This window comes from Dietzia sp. oral taxon 368 (genome assembly GCF_002999155.1).
GTDB lineage: Bacteria > Actinomycetota > Actinomycetes > Mycobacteriales > Mycobacteriaceae > Dietzia > Dietzia cinnamea.
Genome location: NZ_CP027239.1, coordinates 15,274 through 39,855, shown reverse-complemented (window position 1 = coordinate 39,855; position 24,582 = coordinate 15,274). Strand labels below are relative to the sequence as shown.

Genomic DNA, 24,582 nt, shown 5'->3' with positions numbered 1-24,582 from the left:
GTCTCTCCTCGTCGAATGGTCGTCGCTGGGGGCGTTCAGGCAGCGGCCGTGGCCGGGGCCAGCGCGGCAGCCTGACGCCGGTAGATGCCCGCCAGGGCGGCGGCACGACGGATCGCCGGGCGGGCCGGCCCGTTGTTGCGCCACTCCGGCAGGGGCCTGCCGGCCAGCCGGTCCTCCCGCTGCGTGATCAGCTCGGCCTGCAGGGCTTCGGCCTCGCGCAGGTCGCGACGGTAGATGTAGCCGGCGAACTCCTCGATCAGGTTTCGGGCCGCCAGCACCTCGCAGTCGCCCTCCCACGAGGCCGACCGGGTGTCGTGGATGCGGGCACGCAGTCGGCGGGCCAGCAGGTTGAGGTAGTCCGCGAAGTCGCTGGCCTTAGCCGCCCGCACCTCAGCGGGGACGGTGTCCGGATCGAAGTGCCCGTCGCACAGGACGTGGTAGCCGGTCTGCGGGTCCACGCCGATCACCTCACTGTCAGCGTGCGCGGGGGCGGGGGTCAGCAGGGCTGTGTCGCGGAAGATCGCGGGGAACGTGGTGTGTGCCATCGGTCTGCTCCTGGGCTTGTCGGGGTTCGTCGCTGCCCAAGACGCTCCCTTCTCGTCCGCCAGGTGCAGCAGTCGTCGACGGCTGCGACTCTCACCGCAGGTCGCGGCTGGCCTGCCGACCCCCGGACAGCGCGGGCCCGGGACGGCAGGCGCTGGGCGAGGCCCGTGGCCCCACCCAGTGCCAGGCTCACGGGTTCAGGTAGCCCTGCAGGATCGGCAGGTAGTCGGGCATCGCGGCCCGCATGATCGGCTCCTTTGTGGCAAGGAAGGCCATCAGGTCGGCCTGCGAGGCCGCTGCGCTGATCGCCGCGTCGCGGGCCACGTCGTCCTCCCCGAGCAGTCGGTGCACCTCGCCCAGGAACGCAGTCATGCACACCTGCCCGTCCTGCTGGGCGGGGCTGGGCTGGCCGCTGGCCACCGTCTGCCGGGAGACGTGGCGGGCGGCCTGCCACCACTGCCGGACCGTCTCCTGTGGCACGGCGTCGCCGAGCAGGACCAGGGCGGCACCGGCGAGCGGGCGGGGATCAGGGGTGGAGGTGTCATCGTGCATGGCGGTTCCTCTCGAGCGGGGTGGGTACTGCCCCGTCAGCGTCTCCGCCGTTGCCGCGGGTGCAGCAGTGCCGCCGACCGCTCGCTTGCCCCTCCCTTCGGCGGGACCGGCCGTGCTTCGACCTGGCCGGACAGCGCCAGCCGCCCGCCCGGTGCGGGCCCCGGAGGGGCCCGCCGACTCAGGCAGCAGTGCACGCATCGGCGACCGCGTCGCCCAGTGCCCGGGCCACCGCCTCGGCGCAGGTGGCCGCGGTGCGCTCGCTCGCCGGCAGCAGGTCGTCGATGTCGGAGACCAGGAACATCACGAACGCCCCGAACCGGCCGGTGGTGTTCTTGGTCGGCAGCAGCACGGAGATGTTGATGAACTCGGTGTCGGTCTGCTCACCGTCGGAGTCGAACGAGGCCGTCGCCCCGGCCGGGGTGCCGTCGGCCCACCGCAGCACGTCGTGGGCGGCGAACTCGTTGATCAGGCTGCGCAGTGCGTCCAAGGCGCGGAACGACTTGGACCAGCGGCCCTCCCATTCAGAGCGGTGGTCGGCGGGTTCGACCAGCGAGGTGGCCAGATCCTCCAGGTCGGCACGGTCGGAGGGGTCGAGGTCGTCGAAGTTGATCAGCAGCGAAGTCATGGTGGGGCCTTTCGGTCGAAGTGCTGGAAGTTGGCCGCGGCGATCGGGACGTCTACTCGGCCGCGAAATGCGCGAGGGTCTCGTTGAGCGCGTCGCGAATCGCGGTCGCGGCGGACTCCACGGTGGGCTCCTCCCCCAGGAACGCGGCCACGTCGTCCACGAACACGGTGATCAGGGGCGAGAACGAGCGTTGGATGTCGCCCAGGTGCAAGGCGACGGAGATGTTGAGGCCGTCGTCCATGTCGTTCGAGCCGTCGCCCGACTCGAACGTCGCCAGCAGGTCGAACCCGCCCCTCTGCGCCCACTGCAGGCCCCCGCAATCGGCCAAGGCGTTCACGAAATGGCGCAGACTGTCGAACCCCTCATACGAGAAGCGCCACAGTCCACGGGTGCCGGCGTTCCAGTCGTCGGGTTCGCGCAGCTGTGAGGCCGTGTCGTCGAGCCGTGCCCGTTCGTCGTCGGTGATCGCGTGTAAGACCAGGTCCAGTGAGCGCATCGGGGTGTCCTTCCGCCAGGGGTGCATGTCCCGATCAGCATCGGATGCGCTTCGGGAAGTGCAGCAGGCGAGATCGCCAGGCCCCGTCCTCTGCGAAGGGTGCTGCGGCAGCCAGCAGCTCGGACAGCGGGACCGTGGCGCAAAGAAGTGCCCCGCACCCGGTTCGGGTGCGGGGCCTATGGTCTGCCCGTCAGGTGTAGGCCGGGGCGATCAGCGCTTCGCGAGCAGCCTGGATCTCCTCATTGAGGCGGTCCGTGACGGCCTGGGCGATGCTTCGCCACGTCCAGCCCTCGTCGCCCACCAGTTCGTCCATCGAGTCGATGAAGCACGACACGTAGGTGAACCCGGTGATGTTGACCTTGAGGTCCAGTCCGTCGGAGACCAGTCCGCCCTCGGGGGTGGCGAGCACGTCCCGCCCCGGCCAGACCCCGACCGAGTTGAGGTCGGTGATCAGGCCGCGCAGGTTCAGCAGCGGATCGTGGTCCCCGTCGAAACGCAGGTTGTCCTCCGCCCGCTTGAGGCGGTCCAGGGCGTCGGCGTCGAGGGTGTCGAACTGAATGGTCTGCAGGTCCATGATGGGCTCCTCGCCTCGGGCGCTCCGCGCTGTTCGCGTCGCTGTCTGCAACCACTGTCTCGGCGCCCGCGACAGGTGCAGCAGTGGACGATCAGTGCAGTTCGCGGGCGGCGATGAGGCCCGCGACGAAAGCAGCGACCCGGTCGGTCTCGGCTTCGGAGAGGTCGTACTCGATCCCGGCGATGACGGTGCTGGCCGGGCCGAGCGGCTCCAACCCGAGCATGAGCCGGGTGGCGGCGGACAGCGCCGCCCGATCAGCGATGGCCGCGACCTCGCAGCCCAGCGCCGCCGCGATCGCCTCGAGTTGCTCGCGGGACACCTCCGGCACGTAGGCGGCACGGCCGCGTGCAGGCGAGACCCGACCGCGCTCCCACACACCGATCTGCCCGGCGCTGACCCCTACCGCGACCGCCAGTTTGAGCTGGGTCAGCCCAGCCTCCAGCCTGGCCGCGCGGATGGCGCGCCCCAGCGAGCGGGATTCGTCGTCGCGCACTGCCGTTGTCTCCTTCGCCGAGGTCCACTGCGCCCGAGGTGCAGGCCGCAGCCAGAACTTACGTGCTTTCGGGGGCTTTCTGTCCGACCATCTCCACCGCTGGCGTCGGATGCGGGACGGCCCCGCCCGTTGGTCGGGCGGGGCCGTGTCAGGTCACAGGTTGAGAGCCGCTCCCCCATCGCCGGGCTTCGTGACCTCGATGCCCAGGTTCTTGTAGACAGCGTCCAGCAGGGCCGAGCGGTCACTGGTGGGCACATCAGGAGTGTTGAGCAGGGCGATGAGGTTCGCGGTGCGCTGCTCGTGGACGAGGGCCAGCACCTCAGCCGACTCGGCGAACTCGTGGGCGCTGCTGCTGTGCGGGTTTCCCGGCAGGTTTCCGCTGGCGAAGGTGATCGTGCGGGCGGCGTCAGTCATGGTCTTCCTCCTCGTCTCAGATGGCCCAAGGGCGGCGGGCCGGTCGGGCTCCACCCTCTCCCCTGCCCGTGTCGGTGCAGCACGCCCGAGACCAGCGGCAGGACGCCGGCCTGGGGCTAATCACGGACAGTGCGCCCGCGTGCCCAGGCAGCGGGCAGAGCCCGCCCCGTCTGCACTCGAGCGGGCCCTGCCCGCGCGATCACAGCGACTTGGCCAGGTACTCCCCCAAGTCGACAAGTGCCTTCTCGGTGACCGCCGGCAGGCCCACGCTGTCACCGGTGGTCGTGTTTCCGGCCACGAACAGCATCTTGCCGTGAAAGCGCTGGCAGGTCGCCCCCAGCAGGCTGGCGACCATGAAACTGGCGACCGGGTTGAACTCGGCGGTGAACAGCCCCTCGTCATCCACCCAGGCGTCCAGAGTCAGATCATCGGCACCGCCCATGCTCGCGACCCGGACGACATCGACGTAGCGTGCGCCGACCGTTGTCCTGAGCGCCTCCAGATCTACGGAGTCGAAGGTCTCAATGCTGACGGTGCCGTCGGGTTCGACGAGCACTCCACGGTGTGCGGTCATGGTGAGCCTCCTGAGGGGTGGGTGAACGGGCTGCACTCACTCTCCGCTGCAGCCGGCGCGGTGCAGCAGTCTGCAAGCCACTCACTCACCGCCTCGCGACCCCACCAACCCAGCGGGCGGCGGCCTGCACGTCGTACGAGGTCAGACCGACGTTCGGGCGCACGCCACTACAGTCGTGGGGACCCCACGAGCCGTCCGCGTCTCCGCCCACTGAGTGCTGGAATCGTCGTGCTCGTCGTCGATCCACCACACCGGGCGATCGGGCAGCGCTGCATCAACTGCGGACAGCTTCCACATGCGTTCTGAGCAGCCGGCGCCGAGGGGAATCCACGGTGAGTCCAGGCCCAGGGCGGCGCCGTAAGCCGCGGACTCGGCCTCCCATCCGGTGCACCACCGTACGTCCGCAATCTGGGCCAGCGACTGTAGAGCGGTGGCCATCGCCGCGGACGTCCAGCCTTTGTTCCATCCGAACTGGCCGCGCACCCAGGGCTCCCACCGCCCGGGAAGAAGATTCGAGGCGCACATCGGCGAGCAGGTGCCGTCGATGTCGAGCAAAATCACGGGATCGTTCATGGGCGAAGGGCTTCCTCAGTAGACGAGAATCCGAGAATCCATTGTCTTCGCCAGTCGTGCCGTCCCAGGTGAAATCTCGCCCGCCGCTCACCACAGCACAGTCGAGTGGATCAGGTCGCTGTAGCGCAGTCCCTCGCGGAAGATCCAGCTGTCGTCGGGAGAGTCGAACGCGTAAGGATCCTGGAGATCGGCTCCATGGGTAACTCCTTTGACGTACCCCCACGACCGGATGGCGTGGGCTTGATGGCTCAACACTGCAATCGACCCGACAGAGTGCAGCATCGCTGAGCGGCCGGGCCTGATTGCTTTCTTCGCGGCACCACAGCCGGCAAGGACCGCCGATACGGTTACCTCTCCAACCAGCCCAGACAAACGCCCGAGCGGTATGCCTCGGCGACTTTCCCGGAAGGTTCACTATGACCCGTCAGGAACCAGACAGCGTCGCCTCCACAGCTGCTGATAAAGCCCTCCAGCACGCCGCGCCTGCCCAACTCCGGGAGTCCCTCACAGCGAGAGCCCGTAAGCACCTCGCCATGTTCACCACCTCCCACGATCCGCAAGTAGTCGTGGAGATGGCCAAGGGACGCACTGTCGGCGACCTCTACCTGCCAGCCAACAATGCCGACAAGAAGCGCTTCGATGAAGCAGTGCGACAGGGATTGCCCGTCGCCTTCGACCTCCAAGAACGCGGATACCACGCGAGCGACCCCGTCCCCTACGAGTACGCGCCGGCACGGAAGTCCGCGAAGCCCACTCTAAGGCCCGCCGAGCTTTACACCTCGCCTCCGATAGCCTCAATCTCCTTGGAGCCACTCCCCACGCTGCTCCTTGCTGGCGGCATCAGCGTCTCAGGACTCACCGCGATCGCCATGGTTGCCGGGGTGACAACCGCAGTTCTCGTCACCATGATCACCACCGTCGTTCTGCTGATCGTCGCCGCGAGCACGTTAAAGCTGGCCGTTCACTGGCGGGCCAGCGCCAGAAGAGGCCTCCGCGGTACCTTCGACTCGTCCCCACAGCGCGCGCCAGAACACCTCACCAGCGACGAACAATTCCTGCTCGACGTTGCTTTTAAGGCAACCGGGGCGCTGCAGAACTCCCCTGCCTGGAGGTCAGAAACCCTGGCCGGGCCACGCGCCCAGATCAATCTCAGAGAAGAAGCTATCCAGGTCGGCAAGTTCGTCTCATCCCTCGCGCGACTGCGCCAATCCAATGGAGAACGACCCTCTCTGCTTGGCGACGAGGCGGTAGCCGTGTGGGAAGGGCGTCAGAACATCTACGACGCCGGCGTGGCCTCGCTGCGTGAGCGAGTCGTGTCCCTGGTGGCGTTGCACATGGCTGTTAGCGACATCGGTGAGCGCTTGGACGAGCTCAACCGTCTGCGGTCAACGGAAGCCGATGATCTGGCAGCCCAGGTGGTCGGGGGCATGCCCGGAAATGAACTCGCCGCCGAGCACCTCACTTCATTGACAGCCAACGCCAGCGGAGTAGCCGAGGTTCTGCGGGCCGAACTGACTGCATTGACCGCCACCGCCGATGATCTGGCCCGATGGGCGACCGCCATGCCCGAGCTGGACGCACCGCAGTAGACGCTGTCGAAGTCGGCAGTAACGCCCCGGCTCCGTGCTTACCGCAGTGTCCTCAGAGTCGCCTGGCCGCGCACAGCCAGCAATGGCCTGCGGACGTTTGCTACTGGTCCGCGGCCCAGACGCCGCCGCCCGCGAGAGGCGCCCCTGCAGGACGAACCGGGTTGGCGCTCACCACAGGACAGTGGAGTGGATCAGGTCGCTGTAGCGCAGTCCCTCGCGGAAGATCCAACTGTCGTCGGGAGAGTCGAACGCGTAAGGATCCTGGAGAAGGCCGTGCTCGGCCAGTTCAGAGCACAGGTCCTCTTCTTCGCGCCACGCTGCGTTGGCTTCGTCGACCATCAGCGTCAGGTTCGGCCACACGACGGGTCCGGCACTGGCCCAGGCCTGGTCGGCTTCGGCGCCGCGCCGTCTATCGACCAGGCGAGCCAGCATGCGGGCGATGAAGCGCTCAGAGGCGGTCAGCTCGAGGTCGGGATCCTCCTGCCGGGTGTTGACCTCGTAGGCGCCCCGGTAGCCGGCGTGCTGAACCGAGATCGAGTAGAGGGCCGGGACGCCGCGCATCAGTTTCAGCGCTACCCGCCTGACGATCATCTCGCTGTCATCGGTGAACCAGATGTCGTCCACATCGGCAGCCACCAGCGCAGATGCGTCGTAGGTGTGCGCCTGACGGTAGGTCTGGCATTGGCCGACCACCCGGATCTGACGCAGCCCCTCGGTCAGCACCAAGAGGAACGTGCCGTGACGGACCCCCTCGTGCTCGGCAGGGAATCGGCAGACGATCGTGCGGTAGGTAGGCGCCTGGCCCGCGAACCTGGCAGCCGCCGCGGCATCCCCATCGGCACCGCACAACAGATCGGACAGCAGCGCCCGACACAAGTGCTCCACCTCGTGGTCGGAGAGTTCGACGGCCCCGGCGCCGACGTTCACCAGCTCCTGGTGCTCGTTGCCGTAACGCAGGGTTCGGCACACGACGTAACGCACGGGCCCGGAATCAGCTGACTCGGGCGGGGCGGGATCTGCCTCGTCAAGCTGCAGCCCGTCGGGCCCGACCCACGTCCCAACCTGGGCGGCGTGGCCGTGGAACTCCCCAGCGACGATCGTCATCCCGCCGTCGTCACGAACCGTGGGGGTCATCTCCTCGACTGAGAGCATGTCCGAGGTCCAAACCAGGCGCTCCGCACCATCGGAAGTGTCTCCGGCGCGGACTTTGACCTGAGTGAAGTGGCCGTCAGCGTGCATCGTCAGATCGTAGCCAGCAGCGGGGGCCGGGCCCGAAGGCCGACGGGCGTCGACGCTTCCCGCGGCATGCCTGTGGGGCTACTGGCCGCCGGGCTCGACGCAACCGTTGGCCAGGGCCACCGGCCCGCAGTACGGGCCGAGCGTGACACCGGCGTCGGCGGCATCGAGCGGGGTCATCTCAGCGGGGAACATCCCTGGCGGGGGCGGGGCTTGCCGCGCCCCGAGGTACGGGTAGTTGTCGTAGCACTGCGAGTAATCCGCGGCGAAGCTCCCGTCACCGCAGGTCACCCCTGCCGGCGTCGGGGCCGCGTACGAGGGAGGCCCCGGAGCGTAGGTGACGGCCGGCGGGACCTCAGCCACGACGTTCTCCGTCTCGGTGACGGTCGTGCTCGAGCTCGTGGCCTCGGTGGTGCTGCTCGGCGTTGCTGTCGAGGTGATGGCAGAGGTACTGGTCGTCGAGTCGACATCCGCCGCCGGGGCGGACGACTGCCCGCATCCGGTGAGCAGCAGGAGCGCCGCGGCGCCGGCGCAAGCCGCCGCTGCCCTGGCCCGGGACAGGGGATGTGGGTTGGTCGGCATCGACTTCCGATCTACGGCGCAGTGTGGGGAACCGGCGTCCGCGACGCCAGCAGTTGCCAGTTTATGGCGTTCACCAACCGCGCGTGACGGTGAGCCCTACTCGCCTACCGCAGGTCGGTCAGGCGAGATTGCGCTGCGAACCTGCACGCCACCCCTGCCACCGTCGCCAAGAACCCCGGCGCGAAGACGAGGAGCTTGCCCTTCCAGTCGAGCGCGTCGCCGGCCACCGCTCCAACGATCGCTGCCACCAGAAGCAGGGCAATTCCAACGATCACCAGGCGGGTTCCCGCGCGGCTGAGTGCTCGCACCATCGGCACGTTGATGCGGCCGAACGGGTCGCGGTAGTTATCGAGGTCCATGGTTGCTCCTCCTCGTTGGTGGGCGTGCCGCGATCGTCCAACACGCCTACGACAGGTGCAGCACCCACGCGATTTGGGCGACCGCCTGGTATGCGGCCCGCCGGCTAGCTCTTGGTCAGGTAGTGGGCGTCCTCCCCCAGCGCCAGCTCCACCTCGGTCTTGAGGGTGCGGTGCCGCATCAGCTTCGGGTCGCTCTGCAGGATCGACTGGGCGTCCGCGCGGGCCGCCAGGTGGATACGCCCATCACGCAGCAAGTCCGCTACCCGCAGCCCGGCATCGCGGCCGGCTTGCGCGGTGCCGGTCATCGCCCCGGGCCCGCGGATCTCCAGGTCTTTCTCCGACAGCACGAACCCGTCGTCGGTCTCGACCATCGCCTCCATGCGGGCCGCACCGTCGGCGCCCTTGGTCTCGGCGACCAGCCAGCACTGCCCGGGATGCTTACCGCGACCCACTCTGCCTCGCAGCTGATGCAGCTGCGCCAAGCCGAAGTTACCGGCGTCGAGGATCACGATCACCGTCGCGTTCGGCACCGACACCCCGACCTCGATGACCGTGGTAGCGACCAGCACGTCGAGCTCACCGGCCTTGAACGCGGCCATCTGCGCAGCCCGCTCATCCGGGTGCTGCTTGCCCGTCGCCAGCCCGATGCGCAGCCCGGCCAGCGCGCCGTCCCGGAGCTCGTCTGCGGTTTCCTGCGCCGCGGCGGCCTGCTTGGTCTCCGACTCCTTGCCGGAGACCACCACCCGCGGGCACACCACGAACGCCTGATGGCCCGCGGCGACCTGCTCGCGGATCGCCTGCCATGGCCCGGCCGCCCGGTTGGCGGTGCTGACCTGGTGCTCCACCCAGCGGGTGTCGATCGGCGACCGGCCCGGAGGTTTCTCGTCCAGGATCGACAACGCCAGATCGCCGTAGGTCGTGATCGCCGCGGTGCGAGGAATCGGCGTGGCTGTGGCCTGCAGGATGTCCGGCGCCGCCCCGTCCGGGCCTTTCGCGGCGAGCAGGGCCCGCTGGTCCACCCCGAACCGATGCTGCTCGTCGATCAACGCCACACCGAGCCGGTGGAAGACGACCTTGTCGGTCAGCAGGGCATGGGTGCCGACGACGATGTCGACTGCGCCGTCGGCCACGCCGGCCAGCACCTCCTTGCGGGGCCGCGGCAGGTTCTTGCTCACCAACAGGTCCACGCGCAGCCCCAGCGGGCCCAGCGCCTCGGCCAGCTCCTCATGGTGCTGGCGGGCCAGGATCTCCGTCGGGGCCAGCAGTGCCGCCTGGTAGCCGCCCTCGACAGCCATCAACGCGGCACCGGCCAGCACCATGGTCTTGCCGGCGCCGACGTCGCCCTGCAGGAGCCGGTTCATCGGCTGGGCGGAGGTCATGTCCGCGCGCACCTGCTCCAGGGCCCGCGACTGGGCACCGGTCAGCGGCCACGGCAGCGACTCGAGCCAGCGGCGGGTCAGCCTGCCGGTGGGTGCGTGGGTCACGCCGGGCTCGGCGGCTTGAGCGTGCCGCAGCACCCCGAGCGCCAACTGCAGACGCAGCAGCTCGTCGTAGGCCAGACGGTCACGCCCGCGGTCGGCCGACGGCTTATCGTCCGGCAGGTGCACCGCCTGCAGCGCCTCCAGCCGGCCCGGCAGGCCCCTTCCCGACACGAGCCGGTCAGGGATCGGATCGTCCAGGGCTGGGATGCGGCGCAGCGCATCGGTCGCCGCACGACGCAGCATCCACGTGTTGACCTCGTATTTCGCCGACTGCCGGTAGATCGCCATCAGCGGTGCGCCAGCATCGTCGAGCTTCTCCATCAACGGGGAACTCATCGACAGCTGGCCATTGAAGTCACCGATGTCGCCCTGCACGATCACCAGGTCACGACTGCGGAAGCGCGACCGCATCCACATCGCCCGGAAGAACATGATCGACACGTCGGCGCCGTTGTCCCCGACGGTCAACCGGACGTACGACTTCTCCCAGTTGGTGTCCACCCTCTTGACCCGTGCGATGAACGTCGCCTCCATCCCCGGCTGCAGATCCGCCAGCGGGGTGATCTGGGTGCGGTCCACGTATCGCAGCGGCACCCACATCATCAGGTCGTACACCGAGGTGATCCCCGCGCCAGTGAGTCGCTCCAGGGCCTTCTCCCCCACCCCGTCCAGGTCCGAGATCGGCACCCCGCGCAGCCCATCCAAGGTCGCATCGAACTCGAGTGGGCCCGCGCTAGCGGCATCGGCCAGCACGTCCGCGGCGGTCCGAACCTCCACCTTGTCCGGCACCGACCAATCGACAACCGGGGCTTGCTCCCGCACCGTCCCGGAGAGCGCCCACGGAGAGGCTTCCTCGGCAGATGCCGGCACCGGCAGTAGCGCCACGTCCACGCCTAAGGCCATCATTTTCGGCCGGCGCGACGACAGTTCCTCCACCACCACTTGTGCCAGGCCCTGCGGCCACGGGTCAGGGCGAGTCGCGGCACGCAGTGCGGCCGTACTGTCCCCGGACTTGACCAGAGCGGTGGCGGCCGACCGCAGGCGGGCCCGCTGCACAGTTGTCAATGCCATGCCGCTGCCCTCCCTGCCGTCTGTGCGCATCGTCTTCTCAGTGGTCAGACCCTATGAGGGGACTCCGACACCTGCCGCAGCAACAGCGTCCAGTCCCCGATGGGCCGGGGACGTCACACCCGCACGCCCGCCTCCTACGCTGCGGGTGTGACCACTACTCCAGATCCGTCCCGCCTGCCCGTATGGGTACGAGCGGTGACGACCACCGGCGCCCTGCGCGAGGCCTGCGCCGATTACCAGCTCACCAGCGACTCGCTGTTGCTGGTGTGCGCCACCACTCGGAGCGAGTCCCTCACTGCCGCGGCCACCAAGTACGGCGTCGCCCGCCCCTCCGGCTCGGCGACGGAGCCCGTCCATGCCTACGCCCCGTCTATCTGCGACTTCGCCCGCCAGTACCCAAACAGGCTCCTCGCCCGCCCTGGCACCGGCAGGCCCGAAACCGTCACAGACACCGAAACCGGCGAGCGCATCACCCCATGGGCCGACCTCGGCCCTGTGACGCTCACCGACCGGTGAACGCATCCGAACCAGTAACCGCGTCTGCCAGCTCCAGCATCGCCTTTCGCGTCTTCGGCGAGATCAGGTTGTAGTCAATCTCCAACCCACCTTCGACGACCGGATCAAACGGCAGCAGTACCACCCGTCGAGCGATCTCCTCGCTGAAATACTTCGCCATCCGGTCCGGCTTGGCGTTGCTCCTGGGAGACCGGGAGCTCACCACCACGATCAGGTCATCGAGCAGCTTCTCCAGATGACGGTCATCGGTGTCCCGAAGGCGGGCCTTGAGCCAATTCACCAGCCAGGTCGCCGCGTTGGCGCCGTCGACACCCTCCGCGACCAGCACCAGCAAATCCGCCTCGTCCAGCAAGGCCGGCACGATCCCGTCGGGGCCGTCCGCGGAGGCAGTGGTGATGTCGCCCGGAGTATCGCTCAAAATCAGCTGGTAGTGGCGGCGCAGTTCGTCCATCAACCGTCGGTAGTCCGGGCCGGTGATCGGCCGCTGAGGTCTGGTCACATCGGCTCCCAGCACCTCCAGCCCGGTGTCGCCCTTGGCGGTGTGCTCCCGCACGTTGGCGTAGGACGTGACGTACTCGAGCTGATCGAGCAGCGACACCACCGTGCCCAGCCCCTCTTTCGGGCATCGGGCGGACAGGTTTCCACCTGTCGGAGAGGCATCCACCGCCAAGACACGGTCCTTACGCACAGACGCGAAAGTGTGGCCGAGCAGCGTGGTGACGACGGTCTTGCCCACGCCGCCCTTCTTGCCGAGCACCACCACGTTCAGCGGTCGGATCGTGTCCCGCTTCGCCGACGTCTCATGTGCCCGCGAGACATCGGCGTCTCCGGTCAGCATCTTCCTCATGCGGGCCATCGGCCCCTGCTTGACCGGCGCCACATCCATCTTGTGGCGCCGCTCCGACGGCTTGACCGGGCGACGCGCCTCGCTCGAGGTCCGGTACGACCGGGTCGGGCCGGGCTGCTGCGGTTCCCGATTGCGACGCAACGTCACCGTGAGCGTGCCGTCCGGGTCCTCATCGTCGGGGTCGGCGCTGCTGACATCGTGATCTGCCGCGGTCCCGCCGACGCCTGGGGCGGGCTCTGTCCGCGGGGCTGGTTCGCCCGCACCACCCGGCGAGGCGCTCAAGTCGTAGCCCGCGGTGGCCGGAGCGCGATCGTCGGGGGCGACAGGTTCATCCCAGAAGTCGTCGAAGTCGTCGGCGTCGTCGACCGCAGGAGTTTCCTGCTCCGGCTGTGCTGGGGCGAACGCCTCCGAAGCCGGCGCCGAGCTCTCAGGCTCGTGGCTGGGCCCCGGAGGAGCCTCGCCGGACAGATCCTCGTCCGGGGCCGTGTGGTCGACGGTCGTCGGCTCTGCGGCGGGCTCGGGCTCCGTGGCAGCGGGGGCTAAGTTCGGGGACTCGGATTGCGGCTCGATGGGGCGGGCCGGTGTCGCCGCCGGCGCCGCGGCTGGCTTGTCACTCGACCACGGGTCGTCCAACTCCTCGAAGTCGTCGTCGCTGTCGAGCAGGCCGTAGCCGTCGGGGTCGTCGAGCTCGTCGCCCTTGGTGGCACTGGTAGGCCCGAGCCCCTGCGCCAAGTCGTCGTCAGTGACTTCCCACGGTTTCGGACTCATTCACCCCTCCTTTCCACGTTCGCTGTCGCACTCATCTTCCCTGCACGGCATGCCGAGGCCGCCGCGCTCACTGCGACCTGCCCGTCTGTCGCAACCAGTTCTCGTGGGTGTCCCCTGTGCGCCTGTCGACCGCACCGGTGGTGCAGATCGACGTCCACGACCGCAGTCGCGACGCGGTCTGCTGCCCCACCCATTCAGTCAGCCCGGCGTCTTTGCTCCACGACTGCCGGTTCGAGGTGCCCACCACCAACATCGAGCGAGGCTGCGAGCTGATCAGGTCGGCCAGCATCTTCCATGCCGCCTGGAGTTGGTCTCGGTGCCTAGGCGCGACACCGATGTCGTCGACCAGGACCATCACCGCGCCATCAATCCAGCGTCTGAGTCGGTCCTCGAGCTGCCACGTCGCCACGTGCGGCCCCATCAGTTCGACTTCGGAGGCGACCCTGATCTCCGCTCCATATCCGAGGTCGGCGACAGCATTGGCCAGTGCGAACGCGGCCCATGTCTTCCCGATTCCCGTCGGTCCGCAGATCATCAGCCCACTTCGACTGCGGGGCAGTTCTGGGTCGCGCCATTTGGACAACGCTTCGTGGGCTAGCTGCTGCCACGCCGAGGCCGGCGTCGCATCCAGGTAGGCGTCTTCCAGCCGGGCTCCGGCATCGAACGCCGCTGCCTTGTCTGACCAGCGCTGTCGGGTGCGCTCGGCGATCATCTGTGCGACCTGGGCGCCCGCCGGTTCCGCCGCCTCGCGGCAGTCGATGCACACCACGTGCTGTCGCCAATCGGGCCTGTCGTCGACGAGTGCTTTAGTGCGGTGCACGTCTGAGCCGCAGCGGGTGCAGGTTGCGTGCACGATCGAGCTGGTCACAGCATCCCCTTGAGTTCGTCGTCGGCGTGATCGCCGACGAGGCCGCCAGCAGCGGAGTTGGTGGCGGTGACGCCGCTACTGGCGGGCGGTCCACTACGCATGTCAAGAAGCGCCTTGCGGGCCCGGTCTGGCCGGGGAAAATCGAAGCTGTCGGTGTAGTAGCGACTGCGCCCGGACTGGGGGTCGCAGATCCATCGGATGGTGTCCTGCACATCGGTTGTCGGCACAGCCGGCTGGGTGCTGTCCCCAAGCAGGAGACCATGGATCCGATGCAGGGTCCGTGAGCTGATCGTGATGTCCTGCCCCAAGGTGCGAGACAGGTAGTAGACCCACCCTTTCGCCAGGTCAGACACGTGCTGACGCAACGTTCCGTCCTCGATCGAGTCGAGCCGAAAGCCCTGCCCAGCAGACGTCCAGTCCCCTCGCATGGCCCGGAATGTCGCCGGTTTGGGAACGCCGGTCAGGTTGGATCTCCAGTGCGGCTTCTCGGCCAGGCACCACCGCACGATTTCCACCACCGTCTGTGGGTCATTCCCGGGGTCGGCCATGATCGTGAGCGCGTTCTTCCTGGAGCTCAGCGAGATGGCGGCGGAGCGCGTTCCGGTGGTGTTGATGGCTCGGGCGACATCGGCGATAAGCCCATCGACGGCGGCCAGGTCATCGTCCCGGCCGGCCAGGTGGAGTCGATGTTCGGCGAGCATCTGCAGCCACGGCCCGTGCCGGTATCGGCGGTTGGTGCTGGCATCGGCCCTTCGGGTTTCCCGCGGAGTCGGTGCCAGAACCGGGCGGTGGTGTTCGCGCCAGTAGCTGGTCGGGCAGTTCTCGGACCAGGCCCACGTCAGGACGTCCACCGGGTCGGTTTCGCCTGCTGCGTCGACGAGAGCCGCGGACCATGCCGCCGCGGAGGGCTCAAGGCCGCTCACGATGGCGGGGTGGTGGCTGTGGATCCAGTCGTTCAGGCGCTGACCGGCCGCGCCAGGCGTCGGGCTGTCGGCGGCGGGGCGAGGCGTGACGCCAGCAAGCATCGGGGCGATCAGTTCGGCGACGCGGCGTGCGATCGCCTCGACATCGTCGTCGTCGAGTGTGCTCACGTCGGCCCCTCCTGCTGGCTAGTGGCGGCCGTTGTGGCGGCCTGTGTGGCCCTCTGGCTTCCTATCGTCGTGGTTCGCGCCCCTCGGGCGCCGCGATGGCTCCCGGGGCCGCACAGAGCAAATGCGGGCCGATTCCGGGCTATGGGGCGGCATGAGCGTCGCAGCGGCACGGGCGCGTGTGGTGTCTGGTTCGCTCGGGCAGCCATGACCGGCCTGTGGTGGGGGCGGAGCTTTCCGAGATCGGTGGGCGAATTCCTCGGGGGGCGAGCCGCCAGGCGAGCCCTCGGGGCGGCGGCTTGTCCGCCGCAGGGCGTGAACTCCCTCCCCCACACCCCCACCCACCTACAGCAACCACAGGTAGATCTAATTTCTAATTCCTGCGCGCGCCCGCGAGGTAAGACACCCGCTTCGGTAACCCTTGCGGTATCCGTTTCGGTAACCCTTTCGGTAACCCTTACCGAAAGGGTTACCCCGCCGAGAGATACAGTCCGTCTACCTGCACAAATGCCGCTCGAATGGCGCCCTGGAGCCTGGACCGACGCACGTGGATTGGCGCCGTGGAGGCGTGAGGAAGCTGGCATAAGCGTGTTGCGCATGTGGTTTGGTAACCCTTCCGCAACCCTTCCGCATCCCTTACAGGTAAGGGTTACCCCGCCGTCGTCGGCGGGGGCGGAAGGGCCGCGAAGATCGGTCGGTTAGGTGGCCGTCCGGGTGCCACGGATTGGCTTCACATTCGGGCCGTGGAGCTTCTCGCGGATCGCGACAGCGAGGGATGGTTCGACGCACACCCAGTTCCGGTTCTCGAGTTCAGGTAGTGCGTGCTCGAAGTCCCGGGTTCCCATGAGCTGGTCGAGCATCGTGGGGTTCGGTTCTGTGAGTGAGCCGGTGATCGTCTCGGCCGCCGGCAGCTTCTGCCCGGTGAGCTCCTCCCAGATCAACTCCAGGGCCTCGTAGTGGGCGTTGCGGCCCTTCGTGAACACGCGGCCTGCGGCGTCCTTGCTCCCCCGAGTGGAAGGGGCTGGTTCGATCGAGGCGATGTCCTTGCGGAGCAGCTCTGTCCCCACCACGACGCGCAGCAAGGGTGCTCGCATCTGCACTTCCAGCGTGTACTTGCACGCCTTGAGGAAGTTCGGGGTGCTGAAACAGCGGTGGCGAACCCAGGAGCGGATCAGGATTTCGTGGTGATCCCGCACGATCTTGCCCTTGGCCTCGAGTCCCTCGAGCAGCTTGCTGACCGTATCGGCGCTCGAGCCGGGCAGCTCCGACCACTCGTGGCGGCGGTAGACGGTCCCGACTGGCGTGGTGGCCTTCGAGGTGATCAGCAGGGACATCAGGCCGATCTCGGCGAGCGAGCAGTCCGCCATGTCCTCCTCGAAGGACTTGGTCATGGTGACGAACCCACCACCGGTGGACTTACGCGCCATTGGGGTACACCTCCCCTGCTGCCGGGATCCACTGCTGACGAGTACCGGTGATGAGCCCTCGCTCGGCGAGCTCGTCCCAGGCCTCGTCGGCGGTGATCAGGCGAGCGCCGGCCCCCAGCGTTGAGCGAAGGAGGTTGGCCTGCATGGGAATGTCGGACTTCGACAGGGGCTTGCCAGTGGCGAGGTATCGACAGACAGCCCTGGTAAGCAGTGCCGCGGCAGCGACGGTGAGGTCCGCTGAGGTGGCGCTAGTTCTGGGCAGCAGCATGGTCATGCCTCTCCCCTCCCTCCGCGCCATCTGCGTCGAATCCTCCGAGATGCGCAGCAGCTGCTTCGGCGCCGCCGCAGGAGTCGACCAGGCGAGCGAGCGCGGCCCGAACGATCGTGTGACGTGACGGTGCTGCATGGCCGGGCACTGTGTGGGCGATCGCCAGCCCGTCGACCAGGTCCAGGGCGTCGCCGCGCAACTCGATGAAGATGCGGCGCGTGTGCTTTTGCCGGCCGAGGTAGTCGGCCAACGGCATCGGGGTGGTGGTGTGGGCATGTGCGGCGGCCAGGAGCGCTTGAGTGGCAACCCATACGGCGGTGCGGTCGCACCGGCGAGTGAGGGTCGACAACTCGGACGCCCGCTGGTCCGTCAACCTGACGGTCACGGCCATGGTGTGCCTCTCGTTGCAGTCTGTTCCGATGAACGTCATGGAACCATGACGTACTGGCGATTGCCGAACATTCGCGGCATGCCGGAGGCCAGACCCGCGCGAAAAGGGGCACCTACCTGCTTAGATCGTCGCTTCCGTGCTCGCTACTTGCGCGGAATGAAGTCCGGGAAACTCGTACTGGCCCCGCCGTCCTTCTCGATCTCGGCCTTGAGCGTCGCGGTCGCGAAGGCCAACAGGGTGACCATCACGGTGTTCTCGACGCCTAGAGGCTTGCGGTACGCATCCATCCGCTCGATGTCTTCGACGAGCCACCTGTTCACGACGCGGTGCATCTCTTCGTAGAGACCGGGAGGAAGCGACACCTTGGGCCTCTTCGGCGGCTCCGACGCAGGGATCGGCGCCTTCTTGGCGGGCGCCTTCTTCGCGGTGGCCTGCTTCGTGGCGGACCTCTTGGCGGGGGTCTTCTTCGCGGGCGACTCCTCGTCGGCCGACTCGTCTCGCCGGACAGGCGAAGTGCGGCCACTGACGTGGGTCGGGGCTGTCGTAAATGCCGCCAGGTCGGCTTCGTCTTTGTCTGGCCCGAATCCCGTACCCATGATCAGTCCTCCTCGGGGTAGTCGTCGTCCTGGTGGGGAGCACGCGTCACTCCGACACCGGAAAGCAGCAGATTGGTCGGGTACTCCCCCAGCCCGACCTCGGTAAATTCTCGAACGATCTCGTCGGCCTGCTCGTCACCGAGAACGTCGCGGACGATCGCGATGGCGATCGCCGTAAAGGCCGCGACAGCGTCCATGCCGCGCGTTCGATTGGAGATGTTGTCCCGCCAGGCGTTCCGCGATGCCAGTGGGCGTTGTGCCCGGTTGGCATCGCTGATGGACGCCCGGGCCGGGATGGGAAGTCCGAGCCACAGAGTCGAGGGTCCGAGCTGCTCGGCCAAGAACTTGCGAGTGACGCGCATGACGTCCTTGTGCTCAGTGCGGTTCCTCTCGTATCGGCTGGTCACTGCGCCGATCACGTTGAAGTTCAGGCCATCCTCTTCGTACGCCTGCTTCGCACGGAGAACGGTGCGGCTGAACCCTCGGAGCCCTTGGGATTCCGGCAGCAGAGTCAAGACCAGGTTGCGCGATGCCTGCATTGCCATGTCGACGATGACGCTGTCGGCGCCGGGAATGTCGATCATCACCAGGTCGTAGCGGTCGAGGACGAAGTCGTCGTCGTTGAGCGCTCGTCGTAGACGCTTGATCGAGCGAGGGTCCTGCCGGCCGACCGACTCTGCGATGCCCGGCGTCGCTGGGATGATGTCGACGCATCCGCCAGGAAGGAGCGCGCCTCCCTCGCTGAAAGGCACGTCAGGGCTGGGCTGCCACGCGGGCGGGCGGCGCACGCACTCGTCCTTGTCGATGCCCGGCGAGTCCAGGAACTCCACTGCCCCAGGGCCGTCGTCGATCGCGCCGAGGATGGTGGACAGCCCGGCGACGGCGTCGAGGTCGATCAGGAGCACTCGCAGCCCGAACTGCGCGATCGGATAGGCGACCTGCGCGGTTGTGGTGGTCTTGCCGATTCCGCCCTTGGCTGCAGCCATGGTCAGCGTTCGATCACGAGCCTTATCGGGCAGTTTCGCCACCAGTCCGGGCGTCATCTCGGGCATTGGGGCTCCTCTCAGGGGTGGGATACGGCCACGTTATCAGCGATATGTGTCGCCACTCGCTGCACTCGCGGGGTGAGGTCAAAAGGGGCGAGTGCCCCTGTCCGCCCCAGACGGGCAACCGGGGCCAAATGCCCGCAATAGTCCAAAGGGGCGGCTGGGGCCTACGGGCCAAGTCGCCCCAGTGGGGAAAGTGACCCCGAGTGGATCAACCGACCCTGCGGGGACAAATCCCCCAACGGCCCGTAAGGGGCCAATGACCCCTTGCGCCCAGCTGGGGTGCCAGGGGCAGCGTGGACCAAGAGGGCAAGAGGGGCGGCCTGCACCGAAGGCCCTATTGGGACTCACGCCCCCGCTGGGCCGGTCGTCCCTTTCGGGGCATGTGGGGCCAATGGGGCTAGATACCTAACGCCTGAGACGCCTCGCTTGTTTTGAGGCGGCGGAGTGTCGTGGGCGGGCGTATCGGGTGGCTCGTCGACTGCTACGCGGGTTCCTCCGAGTCCGGTGCGAGCACACGACCCTCTGCGCCCCGTCGGGGCCTGTCGCCCGGTGGACACCTTTGGGCCGGTGTGGCCCGCGGCCCCCGCGCGAACCAATGGCGCCCCTGGGCCGGCGTGCCCCTCGTGGGCTACTGGGGCCACGCGGGGCGACGGGGCACGTGGGGCAGCCGGGTCGAGACGCCCTCGAGGCCCTGTACGCCACAACGGGGCATTTGGGGGCACCGTGGGCTGTGGGCCAGTTGGGGCAACAAGGTCCTGATGTGCCTGTTGGTGAATCGCCCCCAGCGACCCCGTTGTACCCACGTACCCCGGCGGTACCAATGGGTGTTGTGGGGCCAATGGGGCCAACGCCGCAACGTCAGTGATAGGCGACAGATAACGAATGGAGCGCGACTTCGCGCCAGCGGCCCGTCTCGAGGGGCGCCGGGGCAAGCCGGCGAAGCCATGCGGTGGCGTCCGTTCAGTCGCCGAAACGGCGTTCCGGTTCGCGGGAAGGGGAGCGGGAGATACCGCGGAGCACAGGCAGCGATGCGCAGATGTACAAGCCGATCAGTAAGCCCGCAAGAAAGGGATGCGATTCGCGCAGCGGCATGCCGACCGAGAGAAGCGCAATGCACATCGTGATCTGGAGGGCGAGCAACTCTCCTGCGGTGGCGGGGGAGCGGTTTGGGCGTGGAGTGGAGTTCGGGCGAGGGGCGTGCATTGCAGTCCTCCGAGAGCGCTGGGCGGGTGGTGCCGACCAGTGCACTGGGGCGTTCATGCACTGCAGCAGTTCTGCCGCGGGTGCCGAACCAGCCGACAGCTAGGAGCGTGGGTCAGTAACACGCCAGTTCAGGTCCGCTGATGGGGCGGGTTCGGCGGGATAATTGTCGTCATGGGCGAGGAAGGGTTGTTCGCCGCCGAGGAGTTCCGCGTCGAGCGGGCTGACCGGCAGGGCGAGGTCGAGCCGGTGGGCGCAGGCAAGACATTTCGGGCGTTCGACCCGGGCCAGGGGTTGTTGCTGCCGCCGTCGCTGGATGACTGGCTTCCGGCCGATCATCTGGCACGGTTCGTGGCGGATCTGGTCGATGAGCACCTGGATTTATCGCGGATCTACGTCTCCTACCAGGAGGGGCGCGGGGCCCCGCCGTACGATCCGCGGTTGATGGTGCGGTTGCTGATCTTCGGCTACACCACGGGGGTGCGCTCCTCCCGCGGGATCGAGAAGGCCTGCACCGACATCGTCGCTTTCCGGTGGTTGGCGGCCGGGGCGGCCCCGGACTACCGCGCGATCGCCAGGTTTCGCAAGAGGCACCTGGCCGCGCTGGGCAACCTGTTCTTGCAGGCGTTGGCGTTGTGCCAGGCCGCCGGGATGGTCACGCTTGGACAGGTCGCGCTGGATGGGACGAAGCTGCGGGCGAACGCCTCCAAACGCAAGGCCATGTCGTACGCGCGGCTGACGGACAAGGAGAAGGTACTGGCCCAGGAGGTCTCCGATCTGCTGGCCGCCGCCGAGGCCATCGACAAGGCCGAGGACGCCAAGTTCGGCAAGAACCGGCGCGGGGACGAGCTGCCCGATGAGCTGGCCCGCCGAGAGTCTCGCCTGGTCAAGCTGCGCCAGGCCAAAGCTGCTCTGGAAGCCGACGCCGCCGCCGATGCGGCGGAGAAGGCTGAGGCTAAGGCCCGCGGTAAGGGCGAAGACGAAGACACCGTCGCGCAGAAGGCCGCTGAGGCCGCCGAGCGCGCCACGCCCAGGCCGAAGGCCCAGCGCAACTTCACCGACCCGGAGTCGAAGATCATGCTCACCGGGGACGGGTCGTTCGCTCAGTGCTACAACGGCCAGGCCGTGGTCGATGCCGCCCATCAGATCATCGTGGCGGCCGAGGTCAACGACTGTGCCGCCGACGTCGGCAACCTCATCCCCATGACCGAGCAGGCCATCAGCAACACGGGGCAGGCCCCGAAGCAGATGCTCGCCGATGCCGGGTACTGCTCAGCCGCGAACCTCGCCGCCTCCGCCGAGGTCACCGGCGAGCAGGGCACCGAGTTCTTCATCGCCACCGGACGACAGCGCAGCGGGGAACCGGCGCCGATCGCCCCCCGGGGACCGATCCCGGCCAGCGCCACGGACAAGCAGCGCATGGCCCGCAAGCTCGCCACGAAGAAAGGCCGAGCGGTCTACGCCCGGCGCAAAGCGATCGTCGAACCGGTCTTCGGACAGATGAGCACCCTGCAGAACGGCAAGCAACTCCTGATTCGCGGTCTGGACGCCGCCCGCGGTGAATGGCTACTGCTCGCTGCCTGCCACAACCTGCGAAAGCTCCACGGTCATATCGGCGCCACCGGGCTCGGCGGCCTCCAGATCGCCTGAACTGGCAGGCCCGGGCGACCTACAGGCTGACCCGCGGACTGAACGCCATCACCGCGGCTTCGCAAACCGAATACCTGTCCGCCAGTGACGCCGGCCCGAGCGCAACGCTCTCACGCACTCCGCCGTACTCTCGGCGCGCTTCGAGCCATTACTGACCCATGCTCCTAGGGTTCCTCGTCGACCGGGGGCTTGGTCAGGTACCAGAGCCCCACCGCGACACCTGCGCTGATGCCTGCCGCGACGAACAGCAGGGAAGACCTCACCGTCGCGTACAGAGCGAGCATGACGATGCACAGGCCGATTGATGCGGTGATCGCTATGACCATGTTCGCGGTGCGCGCGTACTGGTACTTCTCGCCTTCCTTGTCGGAGGGAAAGCGGAGGAAGTTGTTCCGGGGCACGTCGAGCTCCTCTGGCGGGTAGGCGGCCGTCTTAGGGTACGGCCGGGTCGTGCCGCTTCGGACAGGCTGCCGAGGGCGGCTGGGGCTCCCGCCACGCCGCTGGGCTGCGGCCGGCACCGGGGGCATGCGTGAATCGGTACACGCGCCGGCAGTGGCATTATTCCCGAGTCGTCGAGTCGCTGCTTGGTGCACGTCACGGCGGTGCGGCAAGGGGTGCGGGTAAGGGTTACCCCGAACCCTTACGTGTATGGGTTCGCGGGTATGGGATGTACCCAAGGGGTGCCGGTATCGGTTGGCGTTAACCCCTGGCGGTAGCCGGTCCGGTATTTGGTAGGCCTACGGGTTGGCGGTACCTGTTCCGGGTAGGTGTTGCAGGTAGGGGTTACCGGTCCCAGTCGCGTTTCATGCCCGAGTGGGGCTCGCGTCCCCGATCCGCGTGATGCCTCGGCTGCAGTTCACGAACCGGCACCGGTCACGGGGTCCTCCGAGCAGCGGGGCGGCGCCCCGACCAATGGTGGGCGGGGCGCCGTGCCTGGGGGTTCGGTTGCTGGAGTTACGCGCCAGGGGAGGGGGAGGGCGCCTCGAGCGGAATCTCGAAGGCGGGCAGCGCCCCGAGCAGGACATGCGAGTCGAACGCCTCGGTCGGGGAATCGCCGAAGGACATGCCACCGGTGATCGCCACGTCGATGCCGAACAGTCTCCAGGTGGTGCTCTCACGCGACACGACGGAGTCGACGGCCGTGGCGAGGCGCGCCTCGATGAAGTCCATGACCCGCGGGTTCGCGGCCAAGGCGTCGATCTCCGCGGCGGAGATGTCATCGGGTCCAAAGTCCGGGTCGAACGGCACCTCGAGGTCCTCGGGCCACTCGAGGAACACGCCGGGGAGGGTAGCGGCGATGACCTTGTCTCGGTCGCTGGTTGCGGCGATTTCCCGCCGGTAGGCGTCCTTCGTGGATTCTCCCGGTCGTGTGTCGGGCATGCGGTGCATCGCGGCGTACATATGGGCGCCCATGGCTGCCTCCTGGAGGTGGGTGACGTGCCTTCGCCCACCACGTTGGTGCCCCCGCGAGCAGGTGCAGCACCGCTGAAATCAGCCTGTTCCGCGTCATGTCGATCGGCCGTCGCTGGGGTGTGAGCAGCCAAGGGACGCGGACAGGAATCGCGGCGTCTCCCGTGGGAGACGCCGGTTGGAGGTCAGGTCAGGCGGTCGATGAGCTGAGCCACTGCGTCGACGATGCTGCCTCCCGGCGGGAGCGGGACTGCGTCGAGCTCGTCACCGTCGGCGTCGCGGGCACTGACATAGGCGATCAGGCCGTCGTGCACTTCGCCGTCGGGGAGGGCGGCATCGCCGTTGGTGATGCCGACCTCCAGGGCGCCGACCTGGAGGCCGATCTGCTCGCATTCGCCGCCGGTGGGCCAGGGCGCCTCGGCGGCGTAGCCGGCGGCGTGGAGTTCTTCGACCAGCGTGTGGGCGTAGCGGTTCACGGCCTGTCTCCGATCAGGGTTCGGCCCCGCCAGGGCGGTGACACCGCTGGCGGGGCGAGGGCGTGTCAGGCGGCGACGGGATCGCCGAGCCAGGTCGTGGTTCCGCTGGGGTCCAGGAGCCCGGTCACCTCGGTGATCTCCCAGCCGAGGCAGTCCATGATGCGACGGAAGGTGTCGTTGTTGGCGACGGTGTAGCCGTCGATGATGCTCACTCCGACGCAGAGGTGGTCGGCACCGTAGGGCATCGGCCCCTTGGCGCTCAGGGCGCGGATCGCGTCGGGCTTGCGGTGGCCCCGGAACACCAGCGTGTAGCTGCCGGCCGGGCCATGGATCGTGGTGTCGGTCGGGTCAGTGGCTGCGGTGGTGGTGGTCATCGGAGGCCTCCTCGGTGGTGGGTGTGCCTCCACTATCTGCCCGGCCCGTGCCGGTGCAGCATTGCCAGAACCGGCGCCTGGCGCACGCGAGCCGACCGCCCTGGCCGGGCCGGGGGAGTGGTCGGACAGGTCGAGGCATTACCGCCCTCGCTGGGAACCCAGGCGCCGGCATGGGCCGCTGTTACCGTCTGGCCGGTGGGCGCGGCACCTGCGCCTACAACCCATCGGAAACCTCTTGAAAGGGCGCACCATGATCTCTGGATCCCTGAACGGCATCGCCGGACTGCTCGGCGCGTACGACACCATCGCCAACCTGCCGATCATCGGCGACCTGCTCGCCGGCCTGCCGTTCACCGGTTCCCTCGGCAGCGTCTCCGGCAGTGCCGAGCCGATCGGCAGCCTCGCCGACATCGTCGGCCAGGTCGGTTCCTGACCTACGAGCCCCACAGAAGGCCCCGATCCCGCTTAGGCAGGATCGGGGCCTTCCCCGTT

Annotated in this window: 29 protein-coding genes; 4 read left to right on the top strand and 25 right to left on the bottom strand. The window is 68.0% G+C overall.

Features of this window, described 5'->3' with window-relative positions; all coding sequences use genetic code 11:
• Positions 1–35: 35 nt before the first annotated feature.
• The 9 genes from C3V38_RS16125 to C3V38_RS16085 all read right to left on the bottom strand — a co-directional run bounded on the left by C3V38_RS16125 (position 36) and on the right by C3V38_RS16085 (position 4,844).
• A complete protein-coding gene (locus tag C3V38_RS16125; protein ID WP_106386664.1) occupies positions 36–545 on the bottom strand; it encodes a hypothetical protein in 510 nt (169 codons plus the stop codon).
• A gap of 187 nt (positions 546–732) precedes the next feature.
• Positions 733–1,095, bottom strand: coding sequence for a hypothetical protein (locus tag C3V38_RS16120; RefSeq protein WP_106386662.1), 363 nt, complete (start codon positions 1,093–1,095; stop codon positions 733–735).
• A gap of 178 nt (positions 1,096–1,273) precedes the next feature.
• On the bottom strand, positions 1,274–1,720 hold the full coding sequence (locus tag C3V38_RS16115; protein WP_106386660.1) for a hypothetical protein: 447 nt from the start codon (positions 1,718–1,720) through the stop codon (positions 1,274–1,276).
• 52 nt (positions 1,721–1,772) lie between these two features.
• Positions 1,773–2,216, bottom strand: coding sequence for a hypothetical protein (locus C3V38_RS16110; protein ID WP_106386658.1), 444 nt, complete (start codon positions 2,214–2,216; stop codon positions 1,773–1,775).
• 190 nt (positions 2,217–2,406) lie between these two features.
• Positions 2,407–2,790, bottom strand: a complete 384-nt coding sequence (locus C3V38_RS16105) for a hypothetical protein (RefSeq protein WP_106386656.1) — start codon at positions 2,788–2,790, stop codon at positions 2,407–2,409.
• A gap of 91 nt (positions 2,791–2,881) precedes the next feature.
• On the bottom strand, positions 2,882–3,283 hold the full coding sequence (locus tag C3V38_RS16100) for a helix-turn-helix transcriptional regulator (RefSeq protein ID WP_106386653.1): 402 nt from the start codon (positions 3,281–3,283) through the stop codon (positions 2,882–2,884).
• A 153-nt stretch (positions 3,284–3,436) separates the two neighbouring features.
• Positions 3,437–3,697, bottom strand: a complete 261-nt coding sequence (locus C3V38_RS16095) for a hypothetical protein (protein ID WP_106386650.1) — start codon at positions 3,695–3,697, stop codon at positions 3,437–3,439.
• A 199-nt stretch (positions 3,698–3,896) separates the two neighbouring features.
• Entirely contained in the window at positions 3,897–4,271 is a 375-nt protein-coding gene (locus tag C3V38_RS16090) for a DUF3846 domain-containing protein (RefSeq protein WP_106386648.1), read from the bottom strand.
• Positions 4,272–4,412: 141 nt separating this feature from the next.
• A complete protein-coding gene (locus tag C3V38_RS16085; RefSeq protein WP_106386646.1) occupies positions 4,413–4,844 on the bottom strand; it encodes a hypothetical protein in 432 nt (143 codons plus the stop codon).
• 533 nt (positions 4,845–5,377) lie between these two features.
• Here C3V38_RS16085 and C3V38_RS16075 point away from each other — a divergent pair.
• The gene (locus tag C3V38_RS16075; RefSeq protein WP_106386641.1) at positions 5,378–6,433 is read left to right on the top strand and encodes a hypothetical protein; all 1,056 of its coding nucleotides are present in this window, start codon (positions 5,378–5,380) and stop codon (positions 6,431–6,433) included.
• Positions 6,434–6,601: 168 nt separating this feature from the next.
• On the opposite strand, the gene C3V38_RS16070 is transcribed toward C3V38_RS16075, so the two are convergent.
• The 4 genes from C3V38_RS16070 to C3V38_RS16055 all read right to left on the bottom strand — a co-directional run bounded on the left by C3V38_RS16070 (position 6,602) and on the right by C3V38_RS16055 (position 11,162).
• Positions 6,602–7,672 (bottom strand): hypothetical protein, encoded by a 1,071-nt coding sequence (locus C3V38_RS16070; protein ID WP_106386638.1) that lies wholly within the window; start codon positions 7,670–7,672, stop codon positions 6,602–6,604.
• Positions 7,673–7,750: 78 nt separating this feature from the next.
• Positions 7,751–8,251, bottom strand: a complete 501-nt coding sequence (locus C3V38_RS16065; protein ID WP_106386636.1) for a hypothetical protein — start codon at positions 8,249–8,251, stop codon at positions 7,751–7,753.
• Positions 8,252–8,355: 104 nt separating this feature from the next.
• On the bottom strand, positions 8,356–8,610 hold the full coding sequence (locus C3V38_RS16060) for a hypothetical protein (RefSeq protein WP_106386634.1): 255 nt from the start codon (positions 8,608–8,610) through the stop codon (positions 8,356–8,358).
• 104 nt (positions 8,611–8,714) lie between these two features.
• Positions 8,715–11,162: an ATP-dependent DNA helicase RecG gene (locus C3V38_RS16055; RefSeq protein WP_165001181.1), complete on the bottom strand. Its 2,448-nt coding sequence runs from the start codon at positions 11,160–11,162 to the stop codon at positions 8,715–8,717.
• Positions 11,163–11,309: 147 nt separating this feature from the next.
• Here C3V38_RS16055 and C3V38_RS16050 point away from each other — a divergent pair, with 147 nt between their 5' ends.
• Entirely contained in the window at positions 11,310–11,678 is a 369-nt protein-coding gene (locus C3V38_RS16050; RefSeq protein WP_129591208.1) for a hypothetical protein, read from the top strand.
• On the opposite strand, the gene C3V38_RS16045 is transcribed toward C3V38_RS16050, so the two are convergent.
• The 8 genes from C3V38_RS16045 to C3V38_RS16010 form a co-directional block, all read right to left on the bottom strand.
• Positions 11,665–13,293 (bottom strand): MinD/ParA family protein, encoded by a 1,629-nt coding sequence (locus C3V38_RS16045; protein ID WP_106386628.1) that lies wholly within the window; start codon positions 13,291–13,293, stop codon positions 11,665–11,667. The genes C3V38_RS16050 and C3V38_RS16045 overlap by 14 nt on opposite strands.
• A gap of 67 nt (positions 13,294–13,360) precedes the next feature.
• Positions 13,361–14,161 carry an ATP-binding protein gene (locus C3V38_RS16040; protein ID WP_129591207.1) on the bottom strand — a complete coding sequence of 267 codons (801 nt, stop codon included), beginning with the start codon at positions 14,159–14,161 and terminating at the stop codon, positions 13,361–13,363.
• Entirely contained in the window at positions 14,158–15,252 is a 1,095-nt protein-coding gene (locus C3V38_RS16035) for a hypothetical protein (protein WP_106386624.1), read from the bottom strand. Before C3V38_RS16035 ends, C3V38_RS16040 begins: the two co-directional genes overlap by 4 nt.
• Before the next feature lie 695 nt (positions 15,253–15,947).
• Entirely contained in the window at positions 15,948–16,676 is a 729-nt protein-coding gene (locus C3V38_RS16030; protein ID WP_106386621.1) for a hypothetical protein, read from the bottom strand.
• Complete coding sequence (locus C3V38_RS16025) at positions 16,666–16,950, bottom strand: hypothetical protein (protein ID WP_106386618.1); 285 nt, start codon at positions 16,948–16,950, stop codon at positions 16,666–16,668. Before C3V38_RS16025 ends, C3V38_RS16030 begins: the two co-directional genes overlap by 11 nt.
• A complete protein-coding gene (locus C3V38_RS16020) occupies positions 16,925–17,374 on the bottom strand; it encodes a hypothetical protein (protein ID WP_106386616.1) in 450 nt (149 codons plus the stop codon). The genes C3V38_RS16025 and C3V38_RS16020 overlap by 26 nt, the downstream gene beginning before the upstream one ends.
• 104 nt (positions 17,375–17,478) lie before the next feature.
• Positions 17,479–17,931, bottom strand: a complete 453-nt coding sequence (locus C3V38_RS16015; protein ID WP_106386613.1) for a hypothetical protein — start codon at positions 17,929–17,931, stop codon at positions 17,479–17,481.
• A gap of 2 nt (positions 17,932–17,933) precedes the next feature.
• Positions 17,934–18,983 (bottom strand): ParA family protein, encoded by a 1,050-nt coding sequence (locus tag C3V38_RS16010; protein ID WP_106386611.1) that lies wholly within the window; start codon positions 18,981–18,983, stop codon positions 17,934–17,936.
• A 1,371-nt stretch (positions 18,984–20,354) separates the two neighbouring features.
• Between C3V38_RS16010 and C3V38_RS16000 the strand changes: the two genes are divergently transcribed.
• Entirely contained in the window at positions 20,355–21,830 is a 1,476-nt protein-coding gene (locus tag C3V38_RS16000; RefSeq protein ID WP_061917889.1) for an IS1182 family transposase, read from the top strand.
• A gap of 164 nt (positions 21,831–21,994) precedes the next feature.
• On the opposite strand, the gene C3V38_RS15995 is transcribed toward C3V38_RS16000, so the two are convergent.
• The 4 genes from C3V38_RS15995 to C3V38_RS15980 all read right to left on the bottom strand — a co-directional run bounded on the left by C3V38_RS15995 (position 21,995) and on the right by C3V38_RS15980 (position 24,090).
• Positions 21,995–22,231, bottom strand: coding sequence for a hypothetical protein (locus tag C3V38_RS15995; protein WP_106386606.1), 237 nt, complete (start codon positions 22,229–22,231; stop codon positions 21,995–21,997).
• Positions 22,232–22,784: 553 nt separating this feature from the next.
• Positions 22,785–23,243 carry a hypothetical protein gene (locus C3V38_RS15990; protein WP_129591206.1) on the bottom strand — a complete coding sequence of 153 codons (459 nt, stop codon included), beginning with the start codon at positions 23,241–23,243 and terminating at the stop codon, positions 22,785–22,787.
• A gap of 182 nt (positions 23,244–23,425) precedes the next feature.
• A complete protein-coding gene (locus C3V38_RS15985; RefSeq protein ID WP_106386600.1) occupies positions 23,426–23,716 on the bottom strand; it encodes a hypothetical protein in 291 nt (96 codons plus the stop codon).
• A gap of 65 nt (positions 23,717–23,781) precedes the next feature.
• Positions 23,782–24,090: a hypothetical protein gene (locus C3V38_RS15980; protein WP_106386597.1), complete on the bottom strand. Its 309-nt coding sequence runs from the start codon at positions 24,088–24,090 to the stop codon at positions 23,782–23,784.
• Between the two features lie 250 nt (positions 24,091–24,340).
• Here C3V38_RS15980 and C3V38_RS15975 point away from each other — a divergent pair, with 250 nt between their 5' ends.
• A complete protein-coding gene (locus tag C3V38_RS15975) occupies positions 24,341–24,523 on the top strand; it encodes a hypothetical protein (protein ID WP_106386594.1) in 183 nt (60 codons plus the stop codon).
• The last annotated feature ends 59 nt before the right edge of the window (positions 24,524–24,582 follow it).